The sequence below is a fragment of the Aquabacter spiritensis genome (assembly GCF_004346185.1).
Lineage (GTDB): Bacteria > Pseudomonadota > Alphaproteobacteria > Rhizobiales > Xanthobacteraceae > Aquabacter > Aquabacter spiritensis.
In genome coordinates this window covers 171,345-195,640 of sequence record NZ_SMAI01000011.1, presented here as the reverse complement: position 1 = coordinate 195,640, position 24,296 = coordinate 171,345, and the positions used below count along the sequence as shown (strand labels likewise).

Here is a 24,296-nt window from a genome sequence, read left to right as displayed (position 1 = left end):
CATGGCCTTCTGGCAGCACATTGTCGCGTTCCAGCAGGAAATCTATCAGGCCTTCGCGGCACAGATCCGGGATGTTGCGGGGGAGGGCGGCTGGGGCGCGTTCATCGTCTATCTGCCGATGGGAATCCTGTTCGGTGCGGCGCATGCGCTGACCCCGGGACATAGCAAGACGATCCTTGCGACCTATCTGGCGGGCTCCCGGCTCGGCATGCTGCGCGGGTTGGGCGTCTCTCTGGCGCTCTCGTTTACCCATGTGCTGATGTCGGTGCTGATCGCCCTTCTGGCGCTCCCACTGATCTCCGCGTCCCTGGGCAGTGTCGGCCGCGCGCCTGTTCTTGAGGATGTCAGCCGCGCGCTTCTCGGCATTATCGGCCTGTGGATGGTGTGGCGGGCCTTGCGCCCGCGAGGGCATGTCCACGCGCACGGCGAGGGCCTGATGGTCGGCGTCATGGCCGGCCTCATCCCCTGTCCACTGACGCTTTTCGTGATGACCTTTGCCATCTCCCGTGGCGTGCCGGAGGCGGGTATCGCTTTCGCCTTCACCATGATGCTTGGCGTCGCGCTGACCCTGTCCACGGTCGCCGTCGCGACGATCCTCTTCCGCGATCAGCTGATGCGGCTGCTGGCGCATCAGGCGAGGCTCCTGGATCGCTCGGCGCGGTTCATCGAGGCCGCCGCCGGGCTCGTGTTGCTGGCGGTTGCCTTAAGAGAAGTGTGGCTGCGCTGATCGCGCGGCTTGCGGGCGACGGACGAGTTCAGCTAGAAGCGGGATAAGGGGTTATTCGCGATTGCCCCGTGAGGCGGCAGCCCAAAGATCGCGTCCATGTTCCCTGACAAATGGGATGGACGCTCATGCCGTCAAACACTGAAATCACCGTTTCCCAGCTCTCCCGTCTCATCGGTCTTCCGGGCGCGCCTGCGATTATCGACGTGCGTATGAAAAACGACATCGACGTGGACCCGCGTCGGCTACCGGCGTCAAGCCGGTACGAGGCGCAGGCTGTGCCGGCCTGGGCCTCGCAGTTCGCCGGCCGTGAGGTGGTTGTGGTTTGCCAGAAGGGTGGCAAGCTGGCGCAGGGCACGGCGGCATGGCTCCGCCAATCGGGCGTCCGGGCCGAAACGCTCGAAGGCGGCTTCGAGGCGTGGCGTGCCGCTGGAGGACTGCTCGTCACAGTGTATCGGCGTCGAGGGGATCGGCCCAGCTCCGGTAGAGATCCACCATCATCTCCGCGATGCCCCGCTCCTTCGGCTTCACGTTGCGATTGTCGGTGTCGAGGCCGAGCTGACGGCGCAGGGAGGATTGCACGCTGAGGCGATCCAGCGTCTCTCCTTCAATCGCGCTGGTCTTGACGGCCTCGTCGCTGAGGAGTTCGATCCGCAGCAGGTCGCGCTCGCCGTCGCTCACATGCCGGACCGCGCCGATCACCTCGCCGGTGAGCAGGAGGAACCGCCGCTCCAGCGGTTCGAGGGCGACCGGATCAAAGGCAAAATGCGGCCAGCCGTGCTGCGTCCAGTTCCACACCATGAGCGATAGGGTCTCCCGCTATAGCTCACATAATATCGGATGCGTGATTGATATCGCTCACGGCAGCGCGAAGGAGAACTGAGAGCGTGATGCCGGGTCGATAACGTGATGCGCGCGACCAAGGGGTGAAAGGTCCACCTGCTGCCGAACGATACCCATTGTGCGCTACGATCGAATGGGGATCAGGGATGGCACATGGGATTCGGCGTCTTCATTCACCGCTCGGACTCGATCTATGACGACAGCCCGGCTGAGCGGTATCAGTTCCCGCACCCATATCTGGGACGCGTCGAGGCCTGCGTCGGCGACTGGATCGTTTATTACGAACCCCGGAAAGTGGCGGAGACCCGCGGCTATTTCGCGATCGCCAGGGTCCAGCGCGTCGTTCCCGATCCCACCGCTCCGGGTATGTATCTCGCTCTCATCGAACCGGGCAGCTATCTCGATTTTGCCAGCCCGGTGCCGTTCACCGATGCGGATGGCGTGGTCGAACGCGGCGTGCTGAACGCGGACGGGCGCATTTCGGGGCGTGCACAAGCCGCCGTGCGTCCGCTGGCGCCGGACGATTTCAACCGGATCGTCACTCTCGGGCTGAATGATAGCGAGCCGCTGCTGCCCCGCGTCGACGGGGGTGCGTCCCTCTCAGGCTTTGAAGAAGAACAGGCGCCATTCGCGTTCGAGCAGCCCCGCGAGCGCGTCGAGGCTTTTTCCTCTCGTATCGTCCGCGACCGCATTTTTCGGCGCGTCGTGCTGCGGGCCTATGACGAGCGCTGTGCCATCAGCGGGCTCAAGCTGATCAATGGAGGCGGACGCGCCGAGGTGGCGGCCGCGCATATTCGGCCGGTAGAGGCAAATGGCCCCGACATTGTCAGCAATGGGCTGGCGCTGTCGGGCACGGCGCACTGGATGTTCGATCGTGGGCTGATCAGCCTCTCGGATGATCTGGATATCCTGATCTCCCGGCAGAGCAACGATCTCGATGGTGTGCGCGCTTTCATCAATAAAGACGGCCGCGCCATCGCGCCACGCAGGTTGATCGAGCGCCCCCATCCCCATTTCCTGCGCTGGCACAGGGAGCATTGCTTCAAGCCGTGAAGCGGAGGCTTCCTATGAAGCTTCCGCTTCACTGAACAGCAGTTCCGCCGTTCGCCTGTCATTGCACGCCACGCTGCGACGCGGATGGAATCCTGTTGAACCGGCCTAATAACGGGCTCTTTTAATCATCCCCACCCGGGATGAGATCGTCATGACCCCGGCACGTCGGGGGTCGCATGGCGGCAGCACATCAACATCAGAATTTTGCCCGCGGCGCGCGGATGCTGCGCACGGCGCTGGGTCCGGCGATCGCCCGGCACCTGGAAGACCCGTCCGTCGTCGAGGTGATGCTGAACCCGGATGGGCGGCTGTGGATCGACCGGCTTTCGGAAGGGCTGTCCGACACGGGTCAGCGGCTCTTGCCCGCTGACGGCGAGCGCATCGTGCGGCTCGTCGCGCACCATGTCGGCGCGGAGGTTCACGCTGGCGCCCCGCGCGTTTCGGCCGAACTACCCGAGACGGGAGAGCGTTTCGAGGGATTGTTGCCGCCGGTCGTGGCGGCCCCGACTTTCGCCATCCGCAAGCCCGCCGTCGCGGTGTTCACGCTCGAGGACTATGTCCGGGCCGGGATCATGTCCGCCGGACAGGCCGGCGCGCTGCGCCGGGGCGTTGCATCCCGCGCCAACATATTGGTGGCCGGCGGCACCTCGACAGGCAAGACGACGCTGACCAACGCGCTGCTTGCCGAGGTCGCAAAAACCTCCGATCGCGTCGTTCTCATCGAGGATACGCGCGAGTTGCAATGCGCGGCGCCGAACCTCGTTGCCCTGCGCACCAAGGATGGAGCCGCTTCGCTGTCCGACCTTGTGCGTTCGGCGCTTCGGCTGCGTCCCGACCGCATCCCCATCGGCGAGGTGCGCGGGGCTGAGGCGCTCGACCTCTTGAAAGCATGGGGCACCGGCCATCCCGGCGGCATCGGCACCATCCATGCCGGCAGTGCCATCGGCGCGCTGCGCCGTATGGAGCAACTCATCCAGGAAGCCGTCGTCACCGTCCCGCGCGCGCTGATCGCCGAGACCATCAATCTCGTGGCCGTGCTCTCCGGCCGCGGCGCGGCGCGCCGGCTCACCGAACTCGCCCGTGTCGAGGGCCTCGGCCCCGATGGCGACTACCGCATCACCCCTGCTTTCACCGGAGATCCCTCATGATCCGATCGCTCCATCGCGCTGGCAGCGCGGCCCGGCTGGCCGCGTCTGTCACCTGCATCAGCCTCATGGCCACGGCCAGCGCTCATGCCTCCGGCTCGTCCATGCCGTGGGAAGCGCCGCTGCAATCCATCCTCCAGTCGATCGAGGGCCCCGTCGCCAAGATCATCGCCGTCATCGTCATCATCTCGACCGGCCTGGCGCTGGCCTTCGGCGACACGTCGGGTGGCTTCCGCCGGCTGATCCAGATCGTGTTCGGCCTATCGATCGCCTTCGCCGCCTCGAGCTTCTTCCTGTCGTTCTTTTCCTTCGGCGGCGGAGCGCTCGTCTGATGGCCGAGACGGTTGAGGTTCCCGGCTTCAGCGTGCCGGTCCACCGGGCGCTGACCGAGCCGATCCTGCTCGGCGGCGCGCCGCGCGCCATCGCCATCGTCAATGGCACGCTTGCCGGGGCCGTGGGTCTCGGCCTGCGGCTGTGGCTGGTCGGCCTCGCCATCGGGGTGATCGGCCATATCGCGGCGGTGTGGGCAGCGAAGCGCGACCCGCTTTTCGTCGAGGTGGTGCGCCGCCATCTGCGCATCCCCGTGCACCTCTCAGTCTGAGCGAGGTGCCATGATGATGAACCTCGCCGAGTATCGTAGCCGCAACCGCCGCCTTGCCGATTTCCTGCCCTGGGCGGCACTGGTCGCGCCGGGCATCGTGCTGAACAAGGATGGCTCGTTTCAGCGCACGGCACGTTTTCGTGGGCCAGACCTCGACAGCGCCGTGCCCGCCGAGCTCGTCGCCGTCGCCGGGCGGCTGAACAATGCCTTCCGCCGTCTCGGCTCGGGATGGGCGATCTTTGTGGAGGCGCAGCGCCATGCCGCAGCAACCTATCCGGCCAGCACTTTCCCCGATGCCGCCTCCGCTCTGGTCGATGCCGAGCGGCGGGCCGACTTCGAGCAGGCGGGCAGCCATTTCGAGTCGAGCTACTTTCTGACCTTCACCTTCCTGCCGCCGGCGGAGGATGCGGCACGGACCGAAGGCTGGCTTTATGAAGGGCGGGACCAGGCGGGTCTCGATCCCCATGAGACGTTGCGCGGATTCGCCGACCGAACCGATCGGCTCTTCAACCTTATCGACGCCTTCATGCCGGAATGTCGCTGGCTCGATGACGGCGAGACGCTGACCTACCTGCATGGCTGCGTCTCGACGCATCGGCACCGTGTCCGCGTGCCGGAGACGCCGATCTATCTCGACGCGCTGCTGGCCGATCAACCGCTCACCGGCGGGCTGGACCCGCGCCTTGGCGACCAGCATCTGCGGGTGCTGACCATCACCGGCTTTCCCACGGTGACGACGCCCGGCCTACTTGATGAGCTGAACCGGCTGGCCTTTCCCTATCGCTGGTCCACACGGGCGACCCTGCTCGACAAGACGGATGCGGTCCGGCTGCTGACCAGGATCCGCCGCCAATGGTTCGCCAAGCGCAAATCCATCGCCGCCATCCTGAAGGAGGTCATGACCAACGAGCAATCCGTCCTCGTGGACTCCGATGCCGCAAACAAGGCTGAAGATGCCGACCTCGCGCTTCAGGAGCTCGGCGCGGATCACGCTGGCATCGCCTATGTCACCGCGACGGTGACGGTGTGGGACACTGCCCCGCGCATCGCCGACGAGAGACTGCGACGGGTCGAGAAGGTCATCCAGGGCCGAGATTTCACGGCGATGTCGGAGACGATCAACGCGGTCGATGCCTGGCTCGGCAGCTTGCCCGGCCATGTATACGCCAATGTCCGCCAGCCGCCGATCTCGACACTCAATCTCGCCCATATGATCCCGCTGTCAGCAGTATGGGCCGGCGAGAGCCGCGACGTGCATTTCGATGCACCGCCGCTGCTGTTCGGCAAGACCGAGGGCTCGACCCCGTTCCGCTTCTGCCTCCATGTCGGTGATGTCGGCCACACCCTCGTCGTCGGCCCGACCGGCGCCGGTAAGTCCGTGCTGCTGGCGCTGATGGCGCTGCAGTTTAGGCGCTACGCGGGCTCACAGGTCTTCGCTTTTGATTTCGGTGGATCGATCCGCGCTGCGGCGCTCGGTATGGGCGGGGACTGGCACGATCTCGGTGGCGGGCTCAGCGAGGGGAGCGCGGAGACTGTCGCGCTCCAGCCACTTGCGCGCATCAATGAGGCCGCGGAGCGCGCTTGGGCCGCCGATTGGCTGAACGCCATCCTCACCCGCGAAGGTGTTCCCATCACGCCGCAGGTGAAGGAGCACATCTGGACGGCGCTGACCTCGCTCGCCTCGGCGCCGGTTGAGGAGCGCAGCCTCACAGGTCTCTGCGTCCTCCTGCAGTCCAACGACCTCAAGCAGGCGTTGCGTCCTTATTGCCTTGGCGGGGCGTGGGGCCGGCTGTTGGATGCGGAGAGCGAGCATCTGGGCGCGGCCACGGTCCAAGCCTTCGAGACCGAGGGATTGATCGGGACTGAGGCTGCGCCGGCGGTTCTGGCCTATCTGTTCCACCGGATCGAGGACCGGCTCGATGGATCACCGACCCTCCTCATCATCGATGAAGGCTGGCTAGCGCTGGACGATGAGGGCTTCGCCGGCCAGTTGCGGGAATGGCTGAAGACGCTGCGCAAGAAGAACGCCTCCGTCATTTTCGCCACGCAGTCGCTCTCCGATATCGACGGCTCGGCGATCGCGCCCGCCATCATCGAGAGCTGCCCGACACGTCTTCTGCTCCCCAATGAGCGGGCCATCGAGCCGCAGATCACCGCCATCTATCGTCGCTTCGGCCTGAACGACCGGCAGATCGAGATCCTCGCGCGGGCGATGCCGAAGCGGGACTATTACTGCCAGTCGCGGCGCGGCAACCGTCTGTTCGAGCTGGGTCTCTCCGACGTCGCGCTGGCGCTATGCGCGGCGTCCTCCAAGACCGACCAGCAGGCCATCGGCAAGATCTTTGCCGAGCACGGACGCGACGGCTTCCTTGAGTCCTGGCTGCGTCATCGCGGCCTCGGCTGGGCCGTCGACCTCATCCCCAACCTCACCAATCTGGAGACGCAGCCATGACGCTGTCCCGTCCCCGCGCGCTCACCGTCGCCGTCGCGCTGCTGTCCGTGCCGCTCACCCTCGCACCCGTGCTGTCCCCGCCCGCGCAGGCCCTCACGGTCTATGACCCCTGGAACTACGCGGAGAACATGATCTCGGCCGCCCGCGCGCTGGAGCAGATCAACAACCAGATCACCTCGCTGCAGAACGAAGCGCAGATGCTGATCAACCAGGCGCGCAATCTCGCCAGCCTGCCGCACTCCTCACTGCAGCAGATCCAGCAATCGGTCCAGCGTACCCAGCAGCTTCTGGGACAGGCGCAGAGCATCACTTTCGATGTCGGCCAGATCGACCAGGCCTTCCAGCAGCGCTACGGCAACATCCCGCTCTCGGCCTCCGATGCCCATCTCGTCGCCGGTGCGCGCTCGCGCTGGCAGACCACCGTCGGGGGCCTGCAGGACGCGCTGCGGGTGCAGGCCGGCGTTGTCGGCAATGTCGACGCCAACCGCGCCGAGATGGCGACGCTTGTCGGCCAAAGCCAGGGTGCCACGGGTGCGCTTCAGGCCACGCAGGCCGGCAACCAATTGCTCGCTTTGCAGTCGCAGCAGCTTTCCGACCTGATCGCGGTGATGTCCGCCAATGGCCGCGCCGAGGCGCTGTCCGAGGCGGAACGCGCGACCGCCGCCGAGCAGGGCCGTGAGCAGCGCCGGCGCTTCCTCACTCCTGGCGCCGGCTATCAGGCCGGCACTGCCCGCATGTTCAGCAACTGAGGGAGGCGAACATGGATGGAGCCATGCTGGCCCGGATCGGCGCGGTGATCTTTGTGGCCATCGTCGGCACGGCGGCGGTGCTGGAAATGAGCCGGGAGGAGAAGGCGCCGGAGCCTTCACCCATGCGGATGGTCGAGGCCGAGCGCGATCCGCTGCGCGATGAACAACGCCGCTGCCAGCAATTGGGAGAGGCGGCTGCGCAGGACGCCGCGTGCCTGAAGGTCTGGGCACAGACGCGGGACCGGTTCCTCGGGCGTCCCGTGCCGAACGAAGGCCGCTGAGATGGGCGGCACCGGCGTCATCGACACTTTCCTTGGGGTCTTCACCTCCTACATCGACAGCGGCTTCGGCCTGCTTGGCGGCGAGGTTGCCTTCATCGCCACCACGCTCATCGTCATCGACGTGACGCTGGCGGCGCTGTTCTGGTCGTGGGGTGCGGATGACGACATCATCGCCCGGCTCATCAAGAAGACCCTATTCGTTGGCGTCTTCGCCTACATCATCAGCAACTGGAACAACCTCGCCCGCATCGTCTTCGAGAGCTTTGCCGGGCTTGGGCTGAAGGGCTCGGGAACGGCATTTTCCGTGAGCGACCTCATGCGTCCCGGCAAGGTGGCGCAGACCGGGCTCGATGCCGGTCGGCCGCTGCTCGAGTCCATCTCCGATCTGATGGGCTGGGTCGCCTTCTTCGAGAACTTCATCCAGATCGCCTGCCTGTTGTTTGCCTGGGCGCTGGTGCTGCTCTCCTTCTTCATCCTCGCCGTCCAGCTCTTCGTCACCCTGATCGAGTTCAAGCTGACGACGCTCGCCGGCTTCGTGCTGATCCCCTTTGGCCTGTTCGGCAAGACCGCCTTCATGGCCGAACGGGTGCTGGGGAACGTCGTGTCTTCCGGCATCAAGGTCATGGTGCTCGCCGTCATGATCGGCATCGGCTCGACCCTGTTCGGCCAGTTCACCGCGGGCTTCGGTGGCCAGACGCCGACCATCGATGACGCCATGGCCATCGTCCTCGCGGCGCTTTCCCTGCTCGGTCTCGGCATTTTCGGTCCCGGCATTGCCGCCGGCCTCGTTTCTGGCGGGCCGCAGTTGAGCGCGGGGGCCGCCGTTGGTACGGGCCTCGCCGCTGGGGGCGCCCTGATGGCAGCGGGCGGTGCCGCCAGCTTCGCCGTCCGCGGCGGTGGGGCGGCGCTCTCGGCGACGGCGGCTGCGGCGCGGGGTGGCGCAACGGCCTACAGCCTCGGTTCCGCCGGCCAGTCCGGCATGGCGAGTGTCGCGCCGGGACTGAGGGGAGTCGTCCGCGCGGCGGGCTCCGCCGCCGTGTCACCGCTGACGAACGCCGTCAGTGGCACGGCCTCAGCCTCCTCGGCCGGTGACGTGCCCGACTGGGCAAAGCGCATGAAGCGCGGCCAGTCGCTTCGCCACGGCGTCTCCGCCGCCGCCCATGCTGTGCGCTCCGGTGACAGCCATGCCGGTGGCTCTTCCGTCCCCCTGTCTGAGAGCGACCGCTCATGAGCCTCTTCAAGCGACCCGCGACCCATTACGGCACCTCGCCTGAGCCGGTCACGCCCTATCAGAAGGCAGCACAGGTCTGGGACGAGCGCATCGGCTCCGCCCGCGTGCAGGCGAAGAACTGGCGGCTGATGGCGCTTAGTAGTCTGTTCCTCTCCGCCAGCTTCGCCTCAGCACTGATCTGGCAGTCGACGAAGGGCACCGTCGTGCCCTGGGTGGTCGAGGTCGATCGTCTCGGCCAGACGCAGGCCGTTGGACCCGCCACCGGCGATTATCGCCCAACCGATCCGCAGATCGCCTGGCATCTTGCCCGCTTCATCGAGCAGGTGCGCAGCCTGCCGGCGGATCCCGTCATCGTGCGGCAGAACTGGCTTCGGGCCTATGAGTTCACCACCGATCGCGGCGCCGCCGCGCTCAACGATTACGCCCGCGCCAATGATCCATTCACCCGGGTGGGCAAGCAGCAGATCGCCGTCGAGGTCTCCAGCGTGATCCGGGCCTCGCCCGACTCCTTCCGTCTCGCCTGGGTCGAGCGGCGCTATGAAAACGGCCAGCTCGCCGCCACCGAGCGCTGGAGCGCGATCCTCACTTTGGTGATCCAGCCGCCGCGCGATGCCGAGCGCCTGCGTACTAATCCGCTCGGCATCTATGTCAACGCCATCAGTTGGTCGCGGGAGATGAGCCAGTGAAAACGTCTTTCCGTAAATCCACATCTCCGGCTTTCCGCCGATCCGCCTTTGCGGCTCTCCTGCTCTCGGCGACGATGCTGGGCGGCTGCGCCTCGGCACCGAAGCCGCCGCAGATCAGCTATGACAGTGACGTGCCGGCGCTGCCGACGGTGCCGACAGTGGTTGCGGATGACCGGCCGCGCCCGCTCCACACGCCGCCCGCCTGGACGCCGGCCAAGGGCGGCACGGATGCGAAAACCCCAGTCGCCCGCGTCGAGAACGCCAATGCGGCGGCCCGCGTGGAACCGCGCCGCGAAGGCTATTACAACGCCATCCAGATCTACCCGTGGAGCGAGGGCGCGCTCTATCAAGTCTATGCCGCGCCCGGCCAGATCACCAACATCGCGCTGGAGCCGGGTGAGAGCCTGACCGGCAGCGGCCCCATCGCGGCCGGCGACACCGCCCGCTGGATCATTGGCGACACCGAGAGCGGCGAAGGTGCAAGCCGGCGCGTGCATGTGTTGGTGAAACCGACGCGGGCGGAGATCTCCACCAACCTCGTCATCACCACCGACCGGCGCAGCTACATGATCGAGCTGCGGGCCGGCGAGAAGCCCTATATGCCGGCCGTCGCCTGGGCCTATCCGCAGGTTCCGGGAGTACAGCGCCCCAGTGTTCCGCCGACGCCGGTCATCCCGGCCTTCGGTGCCCGCAACTATCGCTACGCGCTCACCGGCGACACGCCGCCCTGGCGGCCGATGGCCGTCTATGATGACGGGCGCAAGGTCTATGTCGAGTTCCCGCGCGGCATTGTCCAGGGCGAAATGCCGCCGCTCTTCGTCATCGGCGCGGATGGCGAAGCGCAGATCGTCAATAGCCGCATCCACCAGAACATCCTGATCGTCGACCGGCTGTTCGGCGCGGCCGAGCTGCGCCTCGGCGGCGGCGAGCGTCCGCAGAAGGTGCGGATCGAGCGCACGGACGGGAGGCCGGCATCGTGAGCATCTCCGACAATCATGACATAGAGGCGGACCTCGGCGCTCCGGCCACCGATCACGCTGCCGCCATGCGGCTGCGTCCCGAGCCGCCCCGCGTCACGCGTCTCTCGCGGAAAGTGCTGGCCGGGGCCGGATTGGTCGTCAGCCTCGGCATAGGCGGCGCCCTGATCTATGCGCTGCAGGGTCGCGACAAGGGCACCGGCGGCGAGGAACTTTATTCCACCCAGAACCGCTCCACCGCCGATGGCCTTGCCGGCCTGCCGCGGGATTACACTGGCCCCATCCTGGGTCCGCCTCTTCCCGGCGATCTCGGCCGGCCGATCCTTGATGCGCAGAACCGCGGCCAGCCCGTCGTGCCGCCGACAATGACAGCGCCACAGGTCGATCCCGAGCAGCAGCGGCGTCTTGCCGAACAGGAAGCCGCGCGGACCAGTCGCGTATTCTTCCAGGCGGCGCAGGCTCGCGCGCAGGCGGCGTCAGTGACGAGTGCTTCCGGCTTCAGCGGCCTTGGCGCAGCGGGACCGGGGGGCGCCCCCTCGACCCAGGATCGCCAGCTTGCCTTCCTCAATGCCGCCGTCGATCGACGCGTCGTGGCGTCCGATCGCGTCATGGCACCGGCGTCGCCCTATGTGCTGCAGGCCGGCGCTGTCATCCCGGCCGCGCTCATCACCGGTATCCGCTCCGACCTGCCCGGCCAGATCACCGCCCAGGTGACCGAGAATGTCTATGACAGCCCGACGGGCCGGATCCTGATCATCCCGCAGGGGACCCGGCTGCTGGGCCAATACGACAATGGTGTCGGCTTCGGTCAGCGCCGGATCCTGCTGGTCTGGAACCGGCTGATCTTCCCCAATGGCCGCTCCATCGTGCTGGAGCGGCAGCCCGGCACCGATGCGCAGGGCTATGCCGGCCTCGAAGACGGCGTCGACATGCACTGGTGGGACCTCGCCAAGGCGGTTGGCCTCTCGACGCTGCTCTCCGTCAGCGCCGAGCTCGCCATGGATGATGAGGATGAACTGATCCAGGCGCTCCAAAGCGGGGCGCAGGACACCATCAACGATGCCGGCCAGGAAATCATCCGCCGGCAGTTGCGGGTCGCGCCGACCCTGACCATCCGGCCCGGCTTCCCGGTGCGGGTCATGGTCACCCGTGACCTCGTCCTCGAACCCTACAGGTACTGACCATGGCGAAGCTGAAGCTCGGACCCATCGCGAACGACAAGCCGGTGAAGGTGGCGCTGTCATTGCCTGGCGCACTGCACCGCGATCTTGTCGCCTATGCGGAGGTGCTCGCGCGGGAAACCGGTCAGCCCACTCCGGATCCCGTGAAGCTTATCGCGCCCATGCTGGAGCGCTTCATCGCCACCGATCGCGAGTTCGCCAAGGCGCGCCGCGAGGCTGGCGGCGCTGCGAGCATCAGCGCGTCGCTGCCCGCTCCTGGGCCATCTTCCGTGTGAGGCTGAGCAAGGTGCGTACCGCCGGATTGTCGTTTCTCGGCGAATAGATCACAGAGAACGGGATCACCTCGCCGGCGAGCGGCCTGTACACCACTTCCGGTAGGCTGATCGTCGTCTCGGATTCCAGCACCGGGACGATTCCGCGTCCCGTGGCGACCAGACCGAGAAGGCTATAGCGCGCGACCTGCTGCGTGCTGATGCGCGGCGAGATGTCGAGTTCCCGAAACTTCCGCTCAAGAAAACCGCGCACCTCATTGCCGGAGCCTTCGGTACGGACGAGAAAGGTCTCATCCACGAGATCTCGCCAGGACAGCACATCCCTTTGGACCAGAGGATGAAGCCGCGGCAGCGCGAACAGGAGCGGTTCGCTCCACGAGGAAATCGCATCACAGTCCGGCCAGCTTTGCCGGCCCAGCACGAATGCGGCGTCGAGATCAAACCGCCGTATCGCGGCCGCGTGACTTTCCGCAGGCGCTTCGACGAAGTCGATGTGAACACCCGCATAGCGGCTGTCATAGATCTGGAACAGGTCGCGCAGAAAGCCGGAGGACAGGTTCGAGAACAGCCCAACCCTCAGGTGCCCTTCTTCCGCCCGGCCGAACGCAGCGGCCTCCGCGCCGGCTTCGCGAATCTGATCCAGCGCCTGCCGTGTCCGGCTGAGATACCTTTGCCCCGCCAGAGTGAGGTTCACCCCGCTCGAATGCCGGATGAACAGCGAGACGCCGATCTCATCCTCCAGATCCCGGACGCTCCGGCTGATGGAAGATTCCTTGACCTCAAGAGCCACCCCGGCTCTTCGGAAGCTTCCGTGCTCGGCGGCCGCCACGAAATAGCGCAGTTGGCGCAACTCGATCGAGGGTGACAACAGCGCAGCCATCCGGGCTCCAGCGTGTTGAGTAGCTTCTGGATATTGATACTCAAAGTTGCGGCTACGTCGAGAGTTGCAGACGGGCTTTGCATCGCGGCCGTTCCGGGCGCCGCCACGCGCAGCGCATCGGTGCAGCGCCGCCGCTTAGAAAGCTGCCGAACGCACGCCATGGCATCCGGGAATTTTCTTCCGGGAGCATAGATTCTGCTCAGAATGTCGCGTTCGAGGGCGAATCTAAGCAGAAAACGCCCCGAAGGGCGTTTGCTAACTATCAGATTTTATTGGGAAAATTTGGAGCGGGCGATGGGATTCGAACCCACGACCCCAACCTTGGCAGGTTGCCAAGGGCAATTGGTGCGGGTGGTCGGAATCGAACCGACACTCCTTGCGGAACCGGATTTTGAATCCGGCGCGTCTACCAGTTCCACCACACCCGCACATTCGCCGCCGATTCTAGCCGACGCTCTCTGCACCTATACTGCACCTAGAGCGAAAACTGAATATCGCCGGTCTCTTTTTTCTTCCTTCATAAACCCCTGAAAACACGCCGTTTTCAACTCGTCGTGTTTTCCTGTGGATTGGTAGACAAACCACTTTTTGAGTCCGGCGCGTCTACCAGTTCCGCCACGCCCGCCGCGGGGGTTTTCCTATAGCGGCGGGCCGGGCCGGCGCCAATCGAAAAAGCGCGGTGCCGCGAAGGGACCCGCCATCAAAGCGCACCGCCGCGGGGGCGCGCTCACCGGGACCGCCGTTCGGCCAGCAAGGCGAGGAGCAGGTCGGACAAAGCGCGCGCGCGGCGGTCGGGATCGATCCGGGCCACCGGGCCGCGGCCGGGGAGATGGACGAATACGGTGGGGGTCTCGCCCCCGCAGGCCAGCGCCGTGTAATAGGCCGCATTGCAGAGATAGCGCCCGGCATCGCGCGACAGGCCGGCGGCGAGGCCCCGGGCGCGGAGCGCGTGGAGCAGGCGGGCCTGCCCGCCGCTCAGGCCAAGGACGTCCGCGCCGTCAGGATCGAGGGTCGGGCCCGCCGGCCGGACGCCGGCGGCGTCGATGCCGCGGACAAGATTGGTGGCGCGCCCTTCCACCTCGATGCGCCGGCGCCGGGGCGCGACGCCCAGCAGAAGAACGGCGTCGGGCCGGCTCGCGCGGATCCGCGCCTTCAGGCCCTCCAGCGCGCGCCATTCGGTGGCGAGGAGCAGGACCTCCCGCTTCACATCCGCGAGCGCCGGACGGCGCAGTTGGGCGAGACGCATCGCCGCCTCCGCCGAGGGGTTGCGCGGCACGCCGGGAAACGGGCCGAAGGCGGTGATCAGGACGATCGCGCTCATAGGCCGAGCATGGCGGCGATCTCGTTCGCGGCGAGGGTCGGCGCGAGGCGGCCCTCCGCCACCTCCCGTTCGAGGTCCGGCACCCGCGCCGTGATGGCGGGATCGGTGGCGACGCGCGCCGCGAGGCGCTCGTGCAGCAAGGTCCACATCCAGCGCACCTGCTGCGTGCGCCGCGTCGCCGCGAACGCGCCGGCCGCCTCGCAGCGCGCGCGGTGCGTTTCCACCTGTTCCCAAAGCTCGGGAATGCCCGCGCCGGTGAGGCCGGAATAGATCAGGACCGGCGGCGACCAGTGCGCCGCCCGTGCGCCGAGCAGATGCAGAGCGGCGCGATACTCCCCGGCCGCCGCCCGGGCGCGGGGCAGATTGTCGCCGTCCGCCTTGTTGACGGCGACGATGTCGGCGAGTTCCAGGACGCCCTTCTTGATGCCCTGAAGTTCGTCGCCGGCGCCGGGGAGCATGAGGACGAGAAATGTGTCGGTGAGATCGGCCACCGCCGTCTCCGACTGGCCGACGCCGACCGTCTCGACCAGCACCACGTCGAAACCGGCGGCTTCGCAGAGCAGCATGGTCTCGCGCGTCTTGGCCGCGGTGCCGCCCAGCGTGCCGCCGGACGGGGAGGGGCGCACGAAGGCGTTGGGGTCGACGGAGAGGCGCTGCATGCGCGTCTTGTCGCCGAGGATCGAGCCGCCGGTCCGGGTCGAGGAGGGATCGACGGCGAGCACCGCAACCTTGTGGCCCTTGCCGGTGAGATAGGTGCCGAGCGCATCGATCGTGGTCGACTTGCCGACGCCGGGCACGCCGGTAATGCCGACCCGGATCGCCCCCCCGGTCCGCGGCAGGAGGTTCTGGAGCAGCGCCTCGGCCCGGCGGCGATGGTCCGGGCGGCGGGATTCGATCAAAGTGATGGCGCGCGCGAGCGCGGCGCGCTCGCCGCGGGCGACCCGCTCTGCCAGCGCCGCATCCTCCTCCGCCCCGGCGACCCGCGTCATGCCCCCTCCGATGGCGCGCGAGTCGCGCCGCGTCCGGCCAGCATGGCGTGATCGCAGCCGACGCTCAACGCCCGGGGGCACAGCGCGTCGTCGCCCCGGGGAACCGTTCCGTGGGGAGCGGGGTTTCTCTCTTGTAATTCTACTCCCGAGCTTGGAGATCGATCATGAATTGGGACCGCGTCGAAGGCAATTGGAAGCAGTTTTCCGGCAACGTGAAGACCCAGTGGGGCAAACTCACGGACGACGACCTCACGCAGATCAACGGAAATCGCGAAATTCTGGAAGGAAAACTCCAGGAAAAGTATGGGCTTGCGAAGGACGAAGCGTCCAAGCAGGTCAATAACTGGAGCGAGAGCATCAAGCGCATGTGAGGCGGCGGGGTCCGCCCCGGCCCTTGGTCCAGGAGAAAGGCGCCCCGCCTCCGGTGGGGCGCCGTTTTGCGTCCGTCAGTCCAGCCGCGCGATCCCTTTGGTGTCCAGCCGGGCGAGCGCCTGCGCGGCGGTCGCCTCGCCGATCCAGGCGTCCGGCGCGATTTCCGCCAGCGGCACGAGGGCGAAAGCCCGCTCGCGCAGGCGGGGATGCGGCAGGACGAGGTCCTCCCGCGCCACCCGCCGGGTGCCGAACAGCAGAATGTCGATATCGATGGCCCGTGGTCCGTAGCGCTGCTCGCGGACCCGCTCGCGGCCCATCATCCGTTCGGTGCGCAGGCACATCGCCAGCAACGCGGCCGGCCCCACGGGGCTGTCGACCGCGACGACCTGATTGATGAAGTCCGGCTGCGCGACCGGCCCCCAGGGTGGCGTGCGGTAGAAGCCGGAGCGCGCCCGCACCGTCAGGCCGGAGCGCGCGAGGACGCCGCAGGCGAGGCGCAGCCGCGCTGCCGTATCGCCGAGGTTTCCGCCGAGGCAGAGATAGGCGCGCTCGGGCGCCGTCGTGACGGGCGTGCTCATCGCGCGTCGCGGATCGCTTCCGCCACCCGCACGGCCTGAATGTGCGCGGCGACGTCGTGCACCCGCACGATCTCCACCCCCGCCATCACCCCGATCACGTTCGAGGCAATGGTCCCCGGCAGGCGCTCGGAGGGGGCTGCGGCCACCACTTTCCCGATCAGCGATTTGCGCGATGTGCCCAGCAGCAGCGGCAGGCCGAAGCGGCGCAGATCGGCGAGGCGGCGGATCGCGGTGAGGTTCTGCTCGAAGCTCTTGCCGAACCCGATCCCCGGATCGAGCACCAGCCGCTCGCGCCGCACCCCAGCCCGGGCCGCGCGCTCCAGCGCCGTCTCGAAAAAGGCGACCATGTCCGCGACGATGTCGGCCGTGGGGTCGACGGTCTCGCGATTGTGCATGAGCACGGCCGCGGCGCCGGTATCGGCGACCACCCGCGCCATGTCCGGATCCCGCGAGAACCCCCAGACATCGTTGACGATCACCGCACCCGCCACGACGGCGCGGCGCGCGGTCTCCGCCTTGAAGGTGTCGATTGAGATCGGCGGCGTGTCTTCGCGCGACAGGGCGTCGAGGACGGGGCCGACCCGCGCCCATTCCTCTTCGAAGGTCACGGGGGTATGGCCGGGTCGTGTCGATTCTCCGCCGACGTCCAGAATGTCCGCGCCCTCCGCGGCCATGCGCCGGGCATGGGCGAGCGCGTCCGGCAGAGCGGCGCTCTGGCCGCCGTCGGAAAACGAATCCGGCGTCACGTTCAAAATACCCATGACCAGCGTCCGGCCGCCGATCGACAGCCGCCGCCCGCAGGCGTCCAGATGGCGCACCGGCGCGTCGATCAGGGTCGCATTGTCCGTCATGGCCTCATGCCACCTGACGCAGGCCCGGAATCGCGGCGACGATGCGGTCGACCGCCTCCGCCCCGGCCTTTTCCCGCGCAAAGGCGACGACCTCGCGGGTGGCGTCCTGCACCTGCGGCATCGTGAGGCCCGCCGCCATCATCCGGTCCGCCACCTGGATCAGCCGCGCCATGCCGCCGAAATGCCGGGTGTCCGCGGGGATTGCGGCCTGCGCCGGCAGCCGCGCGCGCAGTTCGGCGAGACCGGGAATGGCGGCGGCGATTTCGTCCATCGCCCCGGGCGGGGCTTCGTTCGAAAGGAATTCGATCACGATTTCCACCGCGTGACGCGCCGCCGCCTCGCTGATCCCGACCTTTTCCTTCAGTCGAGCGACCAACTCCTCCATGGCGCACCTCCGGTAGAGCCCGTTCAATCGATACGCCGCGATCCGGGCCGCGGCGCGGCCCCGCAATGGCGAGGAGGCGGGATCGCCGGCCGGATCGGCGCTCGGCCGAGCCGGGATATTGGCCGTGCCCCGTCCCCGAGGCAAGCGGCGGCCGCCGTCCGGGTGTCGCGGGTGCTCTTGTGCGTGGCCGCCGGGAGCGCAAGAAGAGAGGCGCGGACGAGAGAAGCGAAAGACGGAAGCGCGCTATGGAAAAGCCGGGATCGGACGGACACATCCTGCTCGGGCGCAGCTTCTCGCCCATGCCCGCCGGCGAGCCGGATGCCCAGCCCCGCTTCGGCGACGCCTGGCTCGATCTGCGGCTCGCCAACCGGCACGGCCTCGTGACCGGCGCCACCGGCACCGGCAAGACGGTCACGCTCCAGGTCCTGGCGGAGGGATTTTCGCGTGCCGGGGTGCCGGTGTTCGCGCCCGACATCAAGGGTGACCTGTCGGGCATCGCGGCGCGGGGCGAGGCGCGGGACTTCCTCGTGGCGCGCGCGGCCGCCATCGGCATCGCTTATGCGCCGGAGACGTTTCCGGTGGAATTCTGGGACCTGTTCGGCACCGCGGGGCATCCGATCCGTGCCACGGTCTCGGAAATGGGGCCGCTTCTCATCGCGCGCCTGCTCGGACTGAACGACACCCAGGAAGGGGTGCTCAACATCGCCTTCCGGGTCGCCGACGAAGAGGGAATGCTGCTCCTCGACCTCAAGGACCTCCGAGCTTTGATGACCTTCGTCGGGGACAATGCCGCATCCCTCGGCCGGGTCTACGGCAATGTCGCGCCGGCGACGGTCGGCGCGATCCAGCGGCAATTGCTGGTGTTGGAGAATCAGGGGGCGGACGCCTTCTTCGGCGAGCCGGCGCTGAAGATCGCCGATCTGATGCGCGTCGATGCCGCCGGCCGCGGCGTCGTCAATCTGCTCGCCGCCGACCGGCTGATGGGCGCGCCGCGGCTCTATGCCTGTTTCCTGCTGTGGCTGCTGTCGGAACTGTTCGAGGAACTGCCCGAGGTCGGTGACCTCGACAAGCCGAAGCTGGTCTTCTTCTTCGACGAGGCGCACCTCCTGTTCGACGCCGCGCCCAAGGTCCTGCTCGAAAAGGTGGAGCAGGTGGTCCGCCTCATCCGGTCGAAGGGCGTCGGGGTCTATTTCGTCACCCAGAATCCGCTCGACGTGCCCGACAAGGTGCTGTCGCAGCTCGGCAATCGGGTCCAGCACGCGCTGCGCGCCTTCACCCCGCGGGATCAGAAGGCGGTGAAGGCCGCAGCCGAAACCTTCCGCCCGAACCCCGAGATCGACACCGCCGCCGCCATCACCGAACTCGGCAAGGGCGAGGCGCTGGTCTCGGTGCTCGAAGGCAACGGGACGCCGACCATGGTGGCCCGGACGCTGATTGCGCCGCCGCGCGCCCGGGTCGGCCCGATCGCGCCGGAGCTGAGGGCGGCCGCAATCGCGCGAAGTCCGCTGCGGGCCGCCTATGGGACCCTGGTGGACCGGCACTCGGCCTTCGAAATGTTGCGCGACCGGGCGGCGCCGCAGCGGGACGGCCGGGTGGCGGATGGAGCGGCGGCGGGGCGGCCGGCGCCCGGATCCGAACCGCGCCGCGGCGGGACCTCCGTGCCGAAAGCCGGGGGCCGAAGCTCCGGACCGGCCACGCCGGCGCCGCCGGATTCCCGCCCGCCCGCGCGGCCGTCGACCCGCATGTCCACCTCCGAAGCGGCCGTCCGCCAAATGGCGCGGTCCGCCGCTTCCGAGGTCGGGCGTCAGCTCGGACGGGCGATTCTCCGGGGCCTGCTGGGCGGTCTGCGCCGCTAGAAAGCTCGGGCGCTACGGTAGGACGATGGTAGTGTTTGCTTCATGCCGGCCATCTGGTATCCTAAATTCGAGTCGGACGTGATTGCGGGGAGTTACGTTCGGCCGGCGTCGCTCAATTTGCGACCCGGCCGTGCCACGGCCGGGTTGCTCCCAAACCGGAGCGCCCCATGAAGGTGTTGCCAACCGCCCGCATTCTTATCATCGACTCCGATTCCGACCGTCGCGAGACCACCCGTCTCGGCCTGACCGCCTTGGGCGTCGGCGCCGTGACCGAGGTCGAAACGATTGCGGAAGCGCGCGATCTTCCCCGCAATTTCGACGTGGTCGTCGTCCAGGTCGGGACGGTGGACGAGATGCCGGATCACCCGTTCCGTGACACCGGCGACGCGGTTCCGGCCGTGGTCGTCGCGGACGGAACCTCCCACAGCCTGACGCGCGCGGCGGGCCGGGGCGGCTATGACGCCGCGGTCGGCATGCCGCTCCTGCCCCGGCTGCTCTATCGTCGCATCGGATCGGTCCTGCAGAGGGCGCGGCGTGTGCAACGCCCCGCGGCTGCGCAGACCTCCGCCGCGCAGGATGCGACCGCCGCCGTCGGCTGACGGCGGGACCCGTGTCCGCCGGGGCCGCAGGCACATCGGCCGTCACTTCCGGGCTTGAGTCGCCGGTCCCCTCGAGGGGGACCGGTTTTTTGCTGTCTTGCAGCCGGCGGGGGCGCGGCTGGCGCCGCGCCCGCCGAATTCTCCCGCCGCATCCTTGACGCCGCGCCGATCCTGAGCCCCGATGGCGGCCGCACGCGCCCGTGCCGGTCGGAGCCACCGCGTTCCGCCGAAGCGGGTTTCACCGACCCTCCGAGGATCACATGGCCGCGCTGGACGACGTCTTGAACCGCGTTGACGGACAATTGGATGCGAGTGTCGAGCGGCTGTTCGCCTTTCTGCGCATCCCCAGCATCTCGACAGATCCGGCCTTTGCGGCCCAATGCCGGCTCGCCGCCGAATCGGCGGCCGCGACGCTCGGCGAACTCGGCCTTTCGGCTTCGGTGCGCGAAACGGCCGGCCACCCCGCCGTGATCGGCCGCACCGATACCGGCGCGGCGCGGCGCGTTCTGTTCTACGGCCATTACGACGTCCAGCCGGTCGATCCTCTCGATCTTTGGGAGACGCCGCCCTTCGAGCCGGTTCTGGCGACGGACGCGTCCGGCCGCGCCCGGATCGTCGGACGCGGGGCATGCGACGACAAGGGACAGGTCTTCACCTTTCTCGAAGCGCTGCGCGCCCACCGCGACGTTGCGGGGCGGCTGCCGGTCGACGTGACGGTGCTGCTCGAGGGCGAAGAGGAGTGCGGCTCGCCGAGCCTGCCGGCCTTCCTCGCGGCGCATGCCGGCGAGCTTGCCGCCGATGTCGCGCTGGTGTGCGACACCGGCATGTGGGACCGCGACACGCCGGCCATCACGACGGCGCTCCGCGGCATCGTCCATTGCGAACTGACCGTTTCGGGCGCCGACCGCGATCTGCATTCCGGTCTGTTCGGCGGCGCGGCGCGCAACCCCACCCACGTCCTCGCCGGGATCATCGCCGATCTGCACGATGCCGCCGGGCGCGTCACCATTCCCGGCTTCTACGATGCGGTGCGCGAACCCCCGGAGGCGGTGCGCCGGCAATGGGCCGGGCTCGGCTTCACCGCGGAGAGCTTCCTCGGGCCCGTCGGCCTTGCGATTTCCGCCGGTGAAGCCGACCGCATGCTGATCGAGCAGATCCAGTCCCGCCCCACCGCCGAGGTGAACGGCATGTATGGCGGCTATACCGGGCAGGGGAGCAAGACCATCATCCCCGCTTCGGCGACCGCCAAGATTTCCTTCCGCCTCGTGGCCGATCAGGACCCGGCCGCGATCAAATCGGCCTTCGCCGATTTCGTGGCGGCGCGCGTGCCGGCGGACTGCAAGGTGCAGCTGAGCTTCGGCGAAGGGAGCCGGGCCGTGCTGGTCCCGCCGGAGAGCCCGGACCTCGCGAAGGCGGCGGGCGCGCTCGAGGCCGAATGGGGCCGTGCGCCGGTCGAGATCGGTTCCGGCGGGTCGATCCCCATCGTCGGCCAGTTCAAGGCCGTCTTGGGCATGGACACGCTGCTGATCGGCTTCGGCCTCGACGACGACCGGGTGCATTCGCCGAACGAGAAATACGACATGGCCTCGTTCCGAAAGGGCACGCGCAGCTGGGTGCGCATCCTCGACGCTCTCGCCTGAGGCACGCGCGCAACCGGCGGTCTCGCGCGAAACGGAACCTGTCGGTTTGGCGCTTTCCCCCGCCGGGGCTTTCTGGCAGGAATGTGGCGCGCGCGCAGGGGGAGGCATGTCGGCACCGGATACGGAAGGTCTTCTGGAGGGCTGGCAGTTCGACGGCCGGGGCGGCGGGCGTCGCCTGGATTGGGATGAGGTGAGAAACCTCGGCCCGATCGAGGAAGGCTTCGTCTGGCTGCATTTCCGCCGCCTCCAGAGGAGCCCGCAGGACTGGCTGTGCAACCAGAGCGGCATCGATCCGCTTATCCTCGAAGGCATGCTCGAGGATGAGAGCCGGCCGCGCTGCTCGCTGTTCGCCGACAGTGCCTTCCTGGTGCTGCGGGCCGTCAATCTGCACCGCAATGCGCTCCCGGAAGATCTCCTCGGCCTGCATATGTGGGTCGATGCACGGCGCATCATCACGTTGCAGCACGAGCCGATTTCGGCGATCGCCGATTATGTGGAATCGCTCGGCCGCGCCCGGTGCCCGCGGACCCAGGGCGAGATGGTCTCCGATCTCGGCCTGCGGCTGGTCGACCGGCTGGATCCGGTGATCTCGGCCTTGATGGACGAGGCGGACGAACTGGAGGATGCGGTCGAGAAGGCGGAGGCGCGCGATCTCCTGCCCAAGCTCGCCATTCTGCGGCGCCTCGCCATCAAGCTGCGCCGCCATATCGCGCCCCAGCGCGAGGCGCTGAACCACTTCTCCACCGAGGACGACCCCTGGCTCGGACCGAAGGACCGCACGCGGCTGCGCGATGCGGCGGACCGCGTGGCGCGCTTTACCGAAGAGCTCGATTCCATCCGCGAGCGTGCGGCCCTGATCCGCGATCAGATGGTCGACCGCAGGGCCGAGCAGATGAACAAATCGATGCTGGTTCTCGCCGTCGTGACCGTGGTGTTCGCGCCGCTCACCTTCGTGTCCGGACTGTTCGGGATGAATGTCGGCGGCATTCCCGGCGTCGACGATCCGGAATCCTTCTGGCTCATTTCGGCGCTTCTGATCGCGCTCGCCCTCAGTCTCGCCTGGTTGTTCCGCCGGCTAAGATGGGTTTGAGGGACGTCATTCAAGTGTGATGGCCATGTCGCGGCTTTGACATGCCGCAGCGTCTAGACATCTCCGTGGCGATGACACGGAGATGAATATGCGAAAGCTTCCGATTCTTTCCGCAATTCTTTTAGCTGGCACATCTCTTCTGGCCGCTCCGGCCTCGGCCCAGCAGCCGGCGCCCGCGGCAGCGACCGAGGGCGCCGCATTTCCGGCCGTGGTGGAGGGCCATGTGGTCCTGCCGGCCGCGAGCTTCATCGCGGCTCCGGCGGATGCGCCGAAGGATCTCGGTGTGTCCGGCAAATTCGCCGGACCCGACCGGGCGCGCAACGATGCGGTCGGCTCGGTGCCGGCGACCAGCGTCCTCTCCGACAAGGCGGCGCCGCGCGCGACCGGCTTCAGCCTCCCGCTCAGCGGGCAGCCGGTGCAGGGCTTTTCCGGCATCGTCGCCGAGGGCGACGGGCGGTTTCTCGTCCTGACCGACAATGGCTTCGGCTCGAAAGCCAATTCGGCCGACGCCATGCTGATGTTCCACCGCCTGGCGATGGACTTCAAAGCCGGCACGATCACCCGCACGGAGACCGTCTTCCTGCGCGATCCCGACCGCAAGGTGACCTTCCCGATCGCCATGGAAGGTACCGAGGGCCGCTATCTCACGGGCGCCGATTTCGACCTGGAATCGATCCAGGTGGCCGGCGACAGCGTGTGGCTCGGCGAAGAATTCGGCCCCTTCCTCATCGAGGCCGATGCCAGCGGCAAGGTGAAGGCGGTCTATGACACCAAGGTCGATGGCAAGACGGTGCGCTCGCCCGACAATCCGTCCCTCGCGCTGCCCGGCGCGCCGGGCGGCAAGGTGGCGTTCGAGGTGTTCCGCTCCAAGGGCTTCGAGGGCATGGCGATCTCGCCCGACAAGACCAAGCTTTATGCGATGCTCGAAGGCCCGCTCGCGACGGCGGACGGCGGCAAGGAGATGGACGGCGGCGCGGAATATCTGCGCGTGATCGAATTCGACATCCCGTCCCGGCAATGGACCGGCCGCTTCTGGAAATACCCGCTGGCCGTGGCGGGGAACGCCATCGGCGACTTCAACATGATCGACGCGACCACCGCTCTGGTGATCGAGCGCGACAGCCTGGAAGGGTCCCCGGCCGCCGCCTGCGCGCCCGGCAAAATCGAGCCGACCTGCTTTGCCAAGCCGGCCGCGTTCAAGCGCGTCTACAAGGTCGTGTTCACGCCCGAAATGGCCGGACAGGCGATGCGCAAGATCGGCTATATCGATCTGATGGCGATGCAGGATCCCGCCGGCAAGGCCAAGCAGGGCGCCGCCGGCGGCCGCCTGAACTTCCCCTTCTTCACCATCGAAAACGTCGTGATGGTGGATCCGGCGCACATCGTCGTCGGCAACGACAACAATCTGCCCTTCTCGGCCGGCCGGGCGCCCCAGAAGGCGGACGACAACGAGTTCGTCCTCCTCGGGGTCAAGGACCTGCTCTCGGCCAAATGAGGCCCGGCGGGTTCGACAGGAATGCGAGCCGGAGCGGACCGCGCG

General features: G+C 67.6%; 25 protein-coding genes, 1 tRNA gene and 2 pseudogenes. 20 read left to right on the top strand and 8 right to left on the bottom strand.

Translation table 11 applies throughout. The annotated features are described in order from the left end of the window. Position 1: 1 nt before the first annotated feature. A complete protein-coding gene (locus EDC64_RS17050) occupies positions 2-727 on the top strand; it encodes a nickel/cobalt transporter (protein ID WP_132033549.1) in 726 nt (241 codons plus the stop codon). Positions 728-837: 110 nt separating this feature from the next. Continuing rightward, positions 838-1,143 (top strand): annotated as a pseudogene (locus tag EDC64_RS23855) (rhodanese-like domain-containing protein); the annotation flags it as partial. A 28-nt stretch (positions 1,144-1,171) separates the two neighbouring features. On the opposite strand, the pseudogene EDC64_RS17040 reads toward EDC64_RS23855, so the two are convergent. Next, a pseudogene (locus EDC64_RS17040) lies at positions 1,172-1,525 on the bottom strand (DUF4172 domain-containing protein); the annotation flags it as partial. 195 nt (positions 1,526-1,720) lie between these two features. Between EDC64_RS17040 and EDC64_RS17035 the strand changes: the two are divergent. From EDC64_RS17035 to EDC64_RS16980, 12 genes are all read left to right on the top strand, one after another. Beyond that, positions 1,721-2,620, top strand: coding sequence for an HNH endonuclease (locus tag EDC64_RS17035; protein WP_132033547.1), 900 nt, complete (start codon positions 1,721-1,723; stop codon positions 2,618-2,620). 176 nt (positions 2,621-2,796) lie between these two features. Further along, on the top strand, positions 2,797-3,768 hold the full coding sequence (gene trbB, locus EDC64_RS17030; RefSeq protein ID WP_132033545.1) for a P-type conjugative transfer ATPase TrbB: 972 nt from the start codon (positions 2,797-2,799) through the stop codon (positions 3,766-3,768). Further along, positions 3,765-4,097 (top strand): TrbC/VirB2 family type IV secretion system protein, encoded by a 333-nt coding sequence (locus tag EDC64_RS17025; protein WP_132033543.1) that lies wholly within the window; start codon positions 3,765-3,767, stop codon positions 4,095-4,097. The genes trbB and EDC64_RS17025 overlap by 4 nt, the downstream gene beginning before the upstream one ends. Further along, positions 4,097-4,366: a VirB3 family type IV secretion system protein gene (locus EDC64_RS17020; RefSeq protein ID WP_132033541.1), complete on the top strand. Its 270-nt coding sequence runs from the start codon at positions 4,097-4,099 to the stop codon at positions 4,364-4,366. Before EDC64_RS17025 ends, EDC64_RS17020 begins: the two co-directional genes overlap by 1 nt. A gap of 13 nt (positions 4,367-4,379) precedes the next feature. After that, entirely contained in the window at positions 4,380-6,818 is a 2,439-nt protein-coding gene (trbE, locus tag EDC64_RS17015; protein ID WP_132033608.1) for a conjugal transfer protein TrbE, read from the top strand. After that, positions 6,815-7,567, top strand: coding sequence for a P-type conjugative transfer protein TrbJ (trbJ, locus tag EDC64_RS17010; RefSeq protein ID WP_132033539.1), 753 nt, complete (start codon positions 6,815-6,817; stop codon positions 7,565-7,567). Before trbE ends, trbJ begins: the two co-directional genes overlap by 4 nt. Positions 7,568-7,578: 11 nt before the next feature. Further along, positions 7,579-7,848 (top strand): putative entry exclusion protein TrbK-alt, encoded by a 270-nt coding sequence (gene trbK-alt / locus EDC64_RS17005; protein ID WP_132033537.1) that lies wholly within the window; start codon positions 7,579-7,581, stop codon positions 7,846-7,848. Between the two features lies 1 nt (position 7,849). After that, positions 7,850-9,079, top strand: a complete 1,230-nt coding sequence (trbL, locus tag EDC64_RS17000; protein WP_132033535.1) for a P-type conjugative transfer protein TrbL — start codon at positions 7,850-7,852, stop codon at positions 9,077-9,079. Beyond that, positions 9,076-9,765 carry a conjugal transfer protein TrbF gene (gene trbF / locus EDC64_RS16995; RefSeq protein WP_132033533.1) on the top strand — a complete coding sequence of 230 codons (690 nt, stop codon included), beginning with the start codon at positions 9,076-9,078 and terminating at the stop codon, positions 9,763-9,765. Before trbL ends, trbF begins: the two co-directional genes overlap by 4 nt. Continuing rightward, positions 9,762-10,745, top strand: coding sequence for a P-type conjugative transfer protein TrbG (gene trbG / locus EDC64_RS16990; RefSeq protein WP_132033531.1), 984 nt, complete (start codon positions 9,762-9,764; stop codon positions 10,743-10,745). Before trbF ends, trbG begins: the two co-directional genes overlap by 4 nt. Next, positions 10,742-11,923: a TraB/TrbI/VirB10 family type IV secretion system protein gene (locus tag EDC64_RS16985; RefSeq protein ID WP_132033529.1), complete on the top strand. Its 1,182-nt coding sequence runs from the start codon at positions 10,742-10,744 to the stop codon at positions 11,921-11,923. The genes trbG and EDC64_RS16985 overlap by 4 nt, the downstream gene beginning before the upstream one ends. A 2-nt stretch (positions 11,924-11,925) precedes the next feature. Continuing rightward, positions 11,926-12,198 carry a DUF2274 domain-containing protein gene (locus EDC64_RS16980; protein WP_132033527.1) on the top strand — a complete coding sequence of 91 codons (273 nt, stop codon included), beginning with the start codon at positions 11,926-11,928 and terminating at the stop codon, positions 12,196-12,198. On the opposite strand, the gene EDC64_RS16975 is transcribed toward EDC64_RS16980, so the two are convergent. From EDC64_RS16975 to meaB, 4 genes are all read right to left on the bottom strand, one after another. Further along, positions 12,158-13,075 (bottom strand): LysR family transcriptional regulator, encoded by a 918-nt coding sequence (locus tag EDC64_RS16975; RefSeq protein WP_132033525.1) that lies wholly within the window; start codon positions 13,073-13,075, stop codon positions 12,158-12,160. The two genes, EDC64_RS16980 and EDC64_RS16975, sit on opposite strands and share 41 nt — an antisense overlap. Positions 13,076-13,418: 343 nt before the next feature. Then, a tRNA-Leu gene (locus tag EDC64_RS16970) sits at positions 13,419-13,503 on the bottom strand. A 299-nt stretch (positions 13,504-13,802) separates the two neighbouring features. After that, positions 13,803-14,396 (bottom strand): pyroglutamyl-peptidase I, encoded by a 594-nt coding sequence (locus EDC64_RS16965; RefSeq protein ID WP_132033523.1) that lies wholly within the window; start codon positions 14,394-14,396, stop codon positions 13,803-13,805. Then, on the bottom strand, positions 14,393-15,385 hold the full coding sequence (gene meaB, locus EDC64_RS16960; protein WP_132033522.1) for a methylmalonyl Co-A mutase-associated GTPase MeaB: 993 nt from the start codon (positions 15,383-15,385) through the stop codon (positions 14,393-14,395). Before meaB ends, EDC64_RS16965 begins: the two co-directional genes overlap by 4 nt. 164 nt (positions 15,386-15,549) lie before the next feature. Here meaB and EDC64_RS16955 point away from each other — a divergent pair, with 164 nt between their 5' ends. Beyond that, positions 15,550-15,756, top strand: a complete 207-nt coding sequence (locus tag EDC64_RS16955; protein WP_132033520.1) for a CsbD family protein — start codon at positions 15,550-15,552, stop codon at positions 15,754-15,756. 75 nt (positions 15,757-15,831) lie between these two features. Here EDC64_RS16955 and folK read toward each other — a convergent pair whose 3' ends face one another. From folK to EDC64_RS16940, 3 genes are read right to left on the bottom strand one after another with little or no spacing between them, the layout of a single operon-like run. After that, on the bottom strand, positions 15,832-16,335 hold the full coding sequence (gene folK / locus EDC64_RS16950) for a 2-amino-4-hydroxy-6-hydroxymethyldihydropteridine diphosphokinase (protein ID WP_132033518.1): 504 nt from the start codon (positions 16,333-16,335) through the stop codon (positions 15,832-15,834). Next, the gene (gene folP, locus EDC64_RS16945) at positions 16,332-17,186 is read right to left on the bottom strand and encodes a dihydropteroate synthase (protein ID WP_132033516.1); all 855 of its coding nucleotides are present in this window, start codon (positions 17,184-17,186) and stop codon (positions 16,332-16,334) included. The genes folK and folP overlap by 4 nt, the downstream gene beginning before the upstream one ends. A gap of 4 nt (positions 17,187-17,190) precedes the next feature. Next, positions 17,191-17,571, bottom strand: a complete 381-nt coding sequence (locus EDC64_RS16940; protein ID WP_132033514.1) for a hypothetical protein — start codon at positions 17,569-17,571, stop codon at positions 17,191-17,193. Between the two features lie 245 nt (positions 17,572-17,816). Here EDC64_RS16940 and EDC64_RS16935 point away from each other — a divergent pair, with 245 nt between their 5' ends. From EDC64_RS16935 to EDC64_RS16915, 5 genes are all read left to right on the top strand, one after another. Beyond that, positions 17,817-19,427 (top strand): helicase HerA-like domain-containing protein, encoded by a 1,611-nt coding sequence (locus EDC64_RS16935; RefSeq protein ID WP_207916123.1) that lies wholly within the window; start codon positions 17,817-17,819, stop codon positions 19,425-19,427. Positions 19,428-19,594: 167 nt separating this feature from the next. After that, entirely contained in the window at positions 19,595-20,026 is a 432-nt protein-coding gene (locus EDC64_RS16930) for an ANTAR domain-containing protein (protein WP_132033512.1), read from the top strand. A 260-nt stretch (positions 20,027-20,286) separates the two neighbouring features. After that, positions 20,287-21,666, top strand: coding sequence for a M20/M25/M40 family metallo-hydrolase (locus tag EDC64_RS16925; protein ID WP_132033510.1), 1,380 nt, complete (start codon positions 20,287-20,289; stop codon positions 21,664-21,666). Positions 21,667-21,772: 106 nt separating this feature from the next. Beyond that, positions 21,773-22,756, top strand: coding sequence for a zinc transporter ZntB (locus tag EDC64_RS16920; protein WP_132033508.1), 984 nt, complete (start codon positions 21,773-21,775; stop codon positions 22,754-22,756). An 88-nt stretch (positions 22,757-22,844) separates the two neighbouring features. Continuing rightward, on the top strand, positions 22,845-24,251 hold the full coding sequence (locus EDC64_RS16915) for an esterase-like activity of phytase family protein (RefSeq protein ID WP_132033506.1): 1,407 nt from the start codon (positions 22,845-22,847) through the stop codon (positions 24,249-24,251). Positions 24,252-24,296: the final 45 nt, after the last annotated feature.

What these genes read in the sequence shown, in the direction of transcription:
- EDC64_RS16975 (WP_132033525.1), bottom strand. Translation starts at nt 13,075, where the DNA reads ATGGCTGCGCTGTTGTCACCCTCGATCGAGTTGCGCCAACTGCGCTAT.
- meaB (WP_132033522.1), bottom strand. Translation starts at nt 15,385, where the DNA reads ATGACGCGGGTCGCCGGGGCGGAGGAGGATGCGGCGCTGGCAGAGCGG.
- folP (WP_132033516.1), bottom strand. Translation starts at nt 17,186, where the DNA reads ATGACGGACAATGCGACCCTGATCGACGCGCCGGTGCGCCATCTGGAC.
- EDC64_RS16965 (WP_132033523.1), bottom strand. Translation starts at nt 14,396, where the DNA reads ATGAGCGCGATCGTCCTGATCACCGCCTTCGGCCCGTTTCCCGGCGTG.
- trbK-alt (WP_132033537.1), top strand. Translation starts at nt 7,579, where the DNA reads ATGGATGGAGCCATGCTGGCCCGGATCGGCGCGGTGATCTTTGTGGCC.
- EDC64_RS17050 (WP_132033549.1), top strand. Translation starts at nt 2, where the DNA reads ATGGCCTTCTGGCAGCACATTGTCGCGTTCCAGCAGGAAATCTATCAG.
- EDC64_RS16920 (WP_132033508.1), top strand. Translation starts at nt 21,773, where the DNA reads ATGTCGGCACCGGATACGGAAGGTCTTCTGGAGGGCTGGCAGTTCGAC.
- trbB (WP_132033545.1), top strand. Translation starts at nt 2,797, where the DNA reads ATGGCGGCAGCACATCAACATCAGAATTTTGCCCGCGGCGCGCGGATG.
- EDC64_RS17025 (WP_132033543.1), top strand. Translation starts at nt 3,765, where the DNA reads ATGATCCGATCGCTCCATCGCGCTGGCAGCGCGGCCCGGCTGGCCGCG.
- EDC64_RS16915 (WP_132033506.1), top strand. Translation starts at nt 22,845, where the DNA reads ATGCGAAAGCTTCCGATTCTTTCCGCAATTCTTTTAGCTGGCACATCT.
- trbF (WP_132033533.1), top strand. Translation starts at nt 9,076, where the DNA reads ATGAGCCTCTTCAAGCGACCCGCGACCCATTACGGCACCTCGCCTGAG.
- EDC64_RS17020 (WP_132033541.1), top strand. Translation starts at nt 4,097, where the DNA reads ATGGCCGAGACGGTTGAGGTTCCCGGCTTCAGCGTGCCGGTCCACCGG.
- trbE (WP_132033608.1), top strand. Translation starts at nt 4,380, where the DNA reads ATGATGAACCTCGCCGAGTATCGTAGCCGCAACCGCCGCCTTGCCGAT.
- EDC64_RS16955 (WP_132033520.1), top strand. Translation starts at nt 15,550, where the DNA reads ATGAATTGGGACCGCGTCGAAGGCAATTGGAAGCAGTTTTCCGGCAAC.
- trbL (WP_132033535.1), top strand. Translation starts at nt 7,850, where the DNA reads ATGGGCGGCACCGGCGTCATCGACACTTTCCTTGGGGTCTTCACCTCC.
- EDC64_RS17035 (WP_132033547.1), top strand. Translation starts at nt 1,721, where the DNA reads ATGGGATTCGGCGTCTTCATTCACCGCTCGGACTCGATCTATGACGAC.
- EDC64_RS16925 (WP_132033510.1), top strand. Translation starts at nt 20,287, where the DNA reads ATGGCCGCGCTGGACGACGTCTTGAACCGCGTTGACGGACAATTGGAT.
- EDC64_RS16930 (WP_132033512.1), top strand. Translation starts at nt 19,595, where the DNA reads ATGAAGGTGTTGCCAACCGCCCGCATTCTTATCATCGACTCCGATTCC.
- trbJ (WP_132033539.1), top strand. Translation starts at nt 6,815, where the DNA reads ATGACGCTGTCCCGTCCCCGCGCGCTCACCGTCGCCGTCGCGCTGCTG.
- EDC64_RS16940 (WP_132033514.1), bottom strand. Translation starts at nt 17,571, where the DNA reads ATGGAGGAGTTGGTCGCTCGACTGAAGGAAAAGGTCGGGATCAGCGAG.
- EDC64_RS16980 (WP_132033527.1), top strand. Translation starts at nt 11,926, where the DNA reads ATGGCGAAGCTGAAGCTCGGACCCATCGCGAACGACAAGCCGGTGAAG.
- folK (WP_132033518.1), bottom strand. Translation starts at nt 16,335, where the DNA reads ATGAGCACGCCCGTCACGACGGCGCCCGAGCGCGCCTATCTCTGCCTC.
- EDC64_RS16935 (WP_207916123.1), top strand. Translation starts at nt 17,817, where the DNA reads ATGGAAAAGCCGGGATCGGACGGACACATCCTGCTCGGGCGCAGCTTC.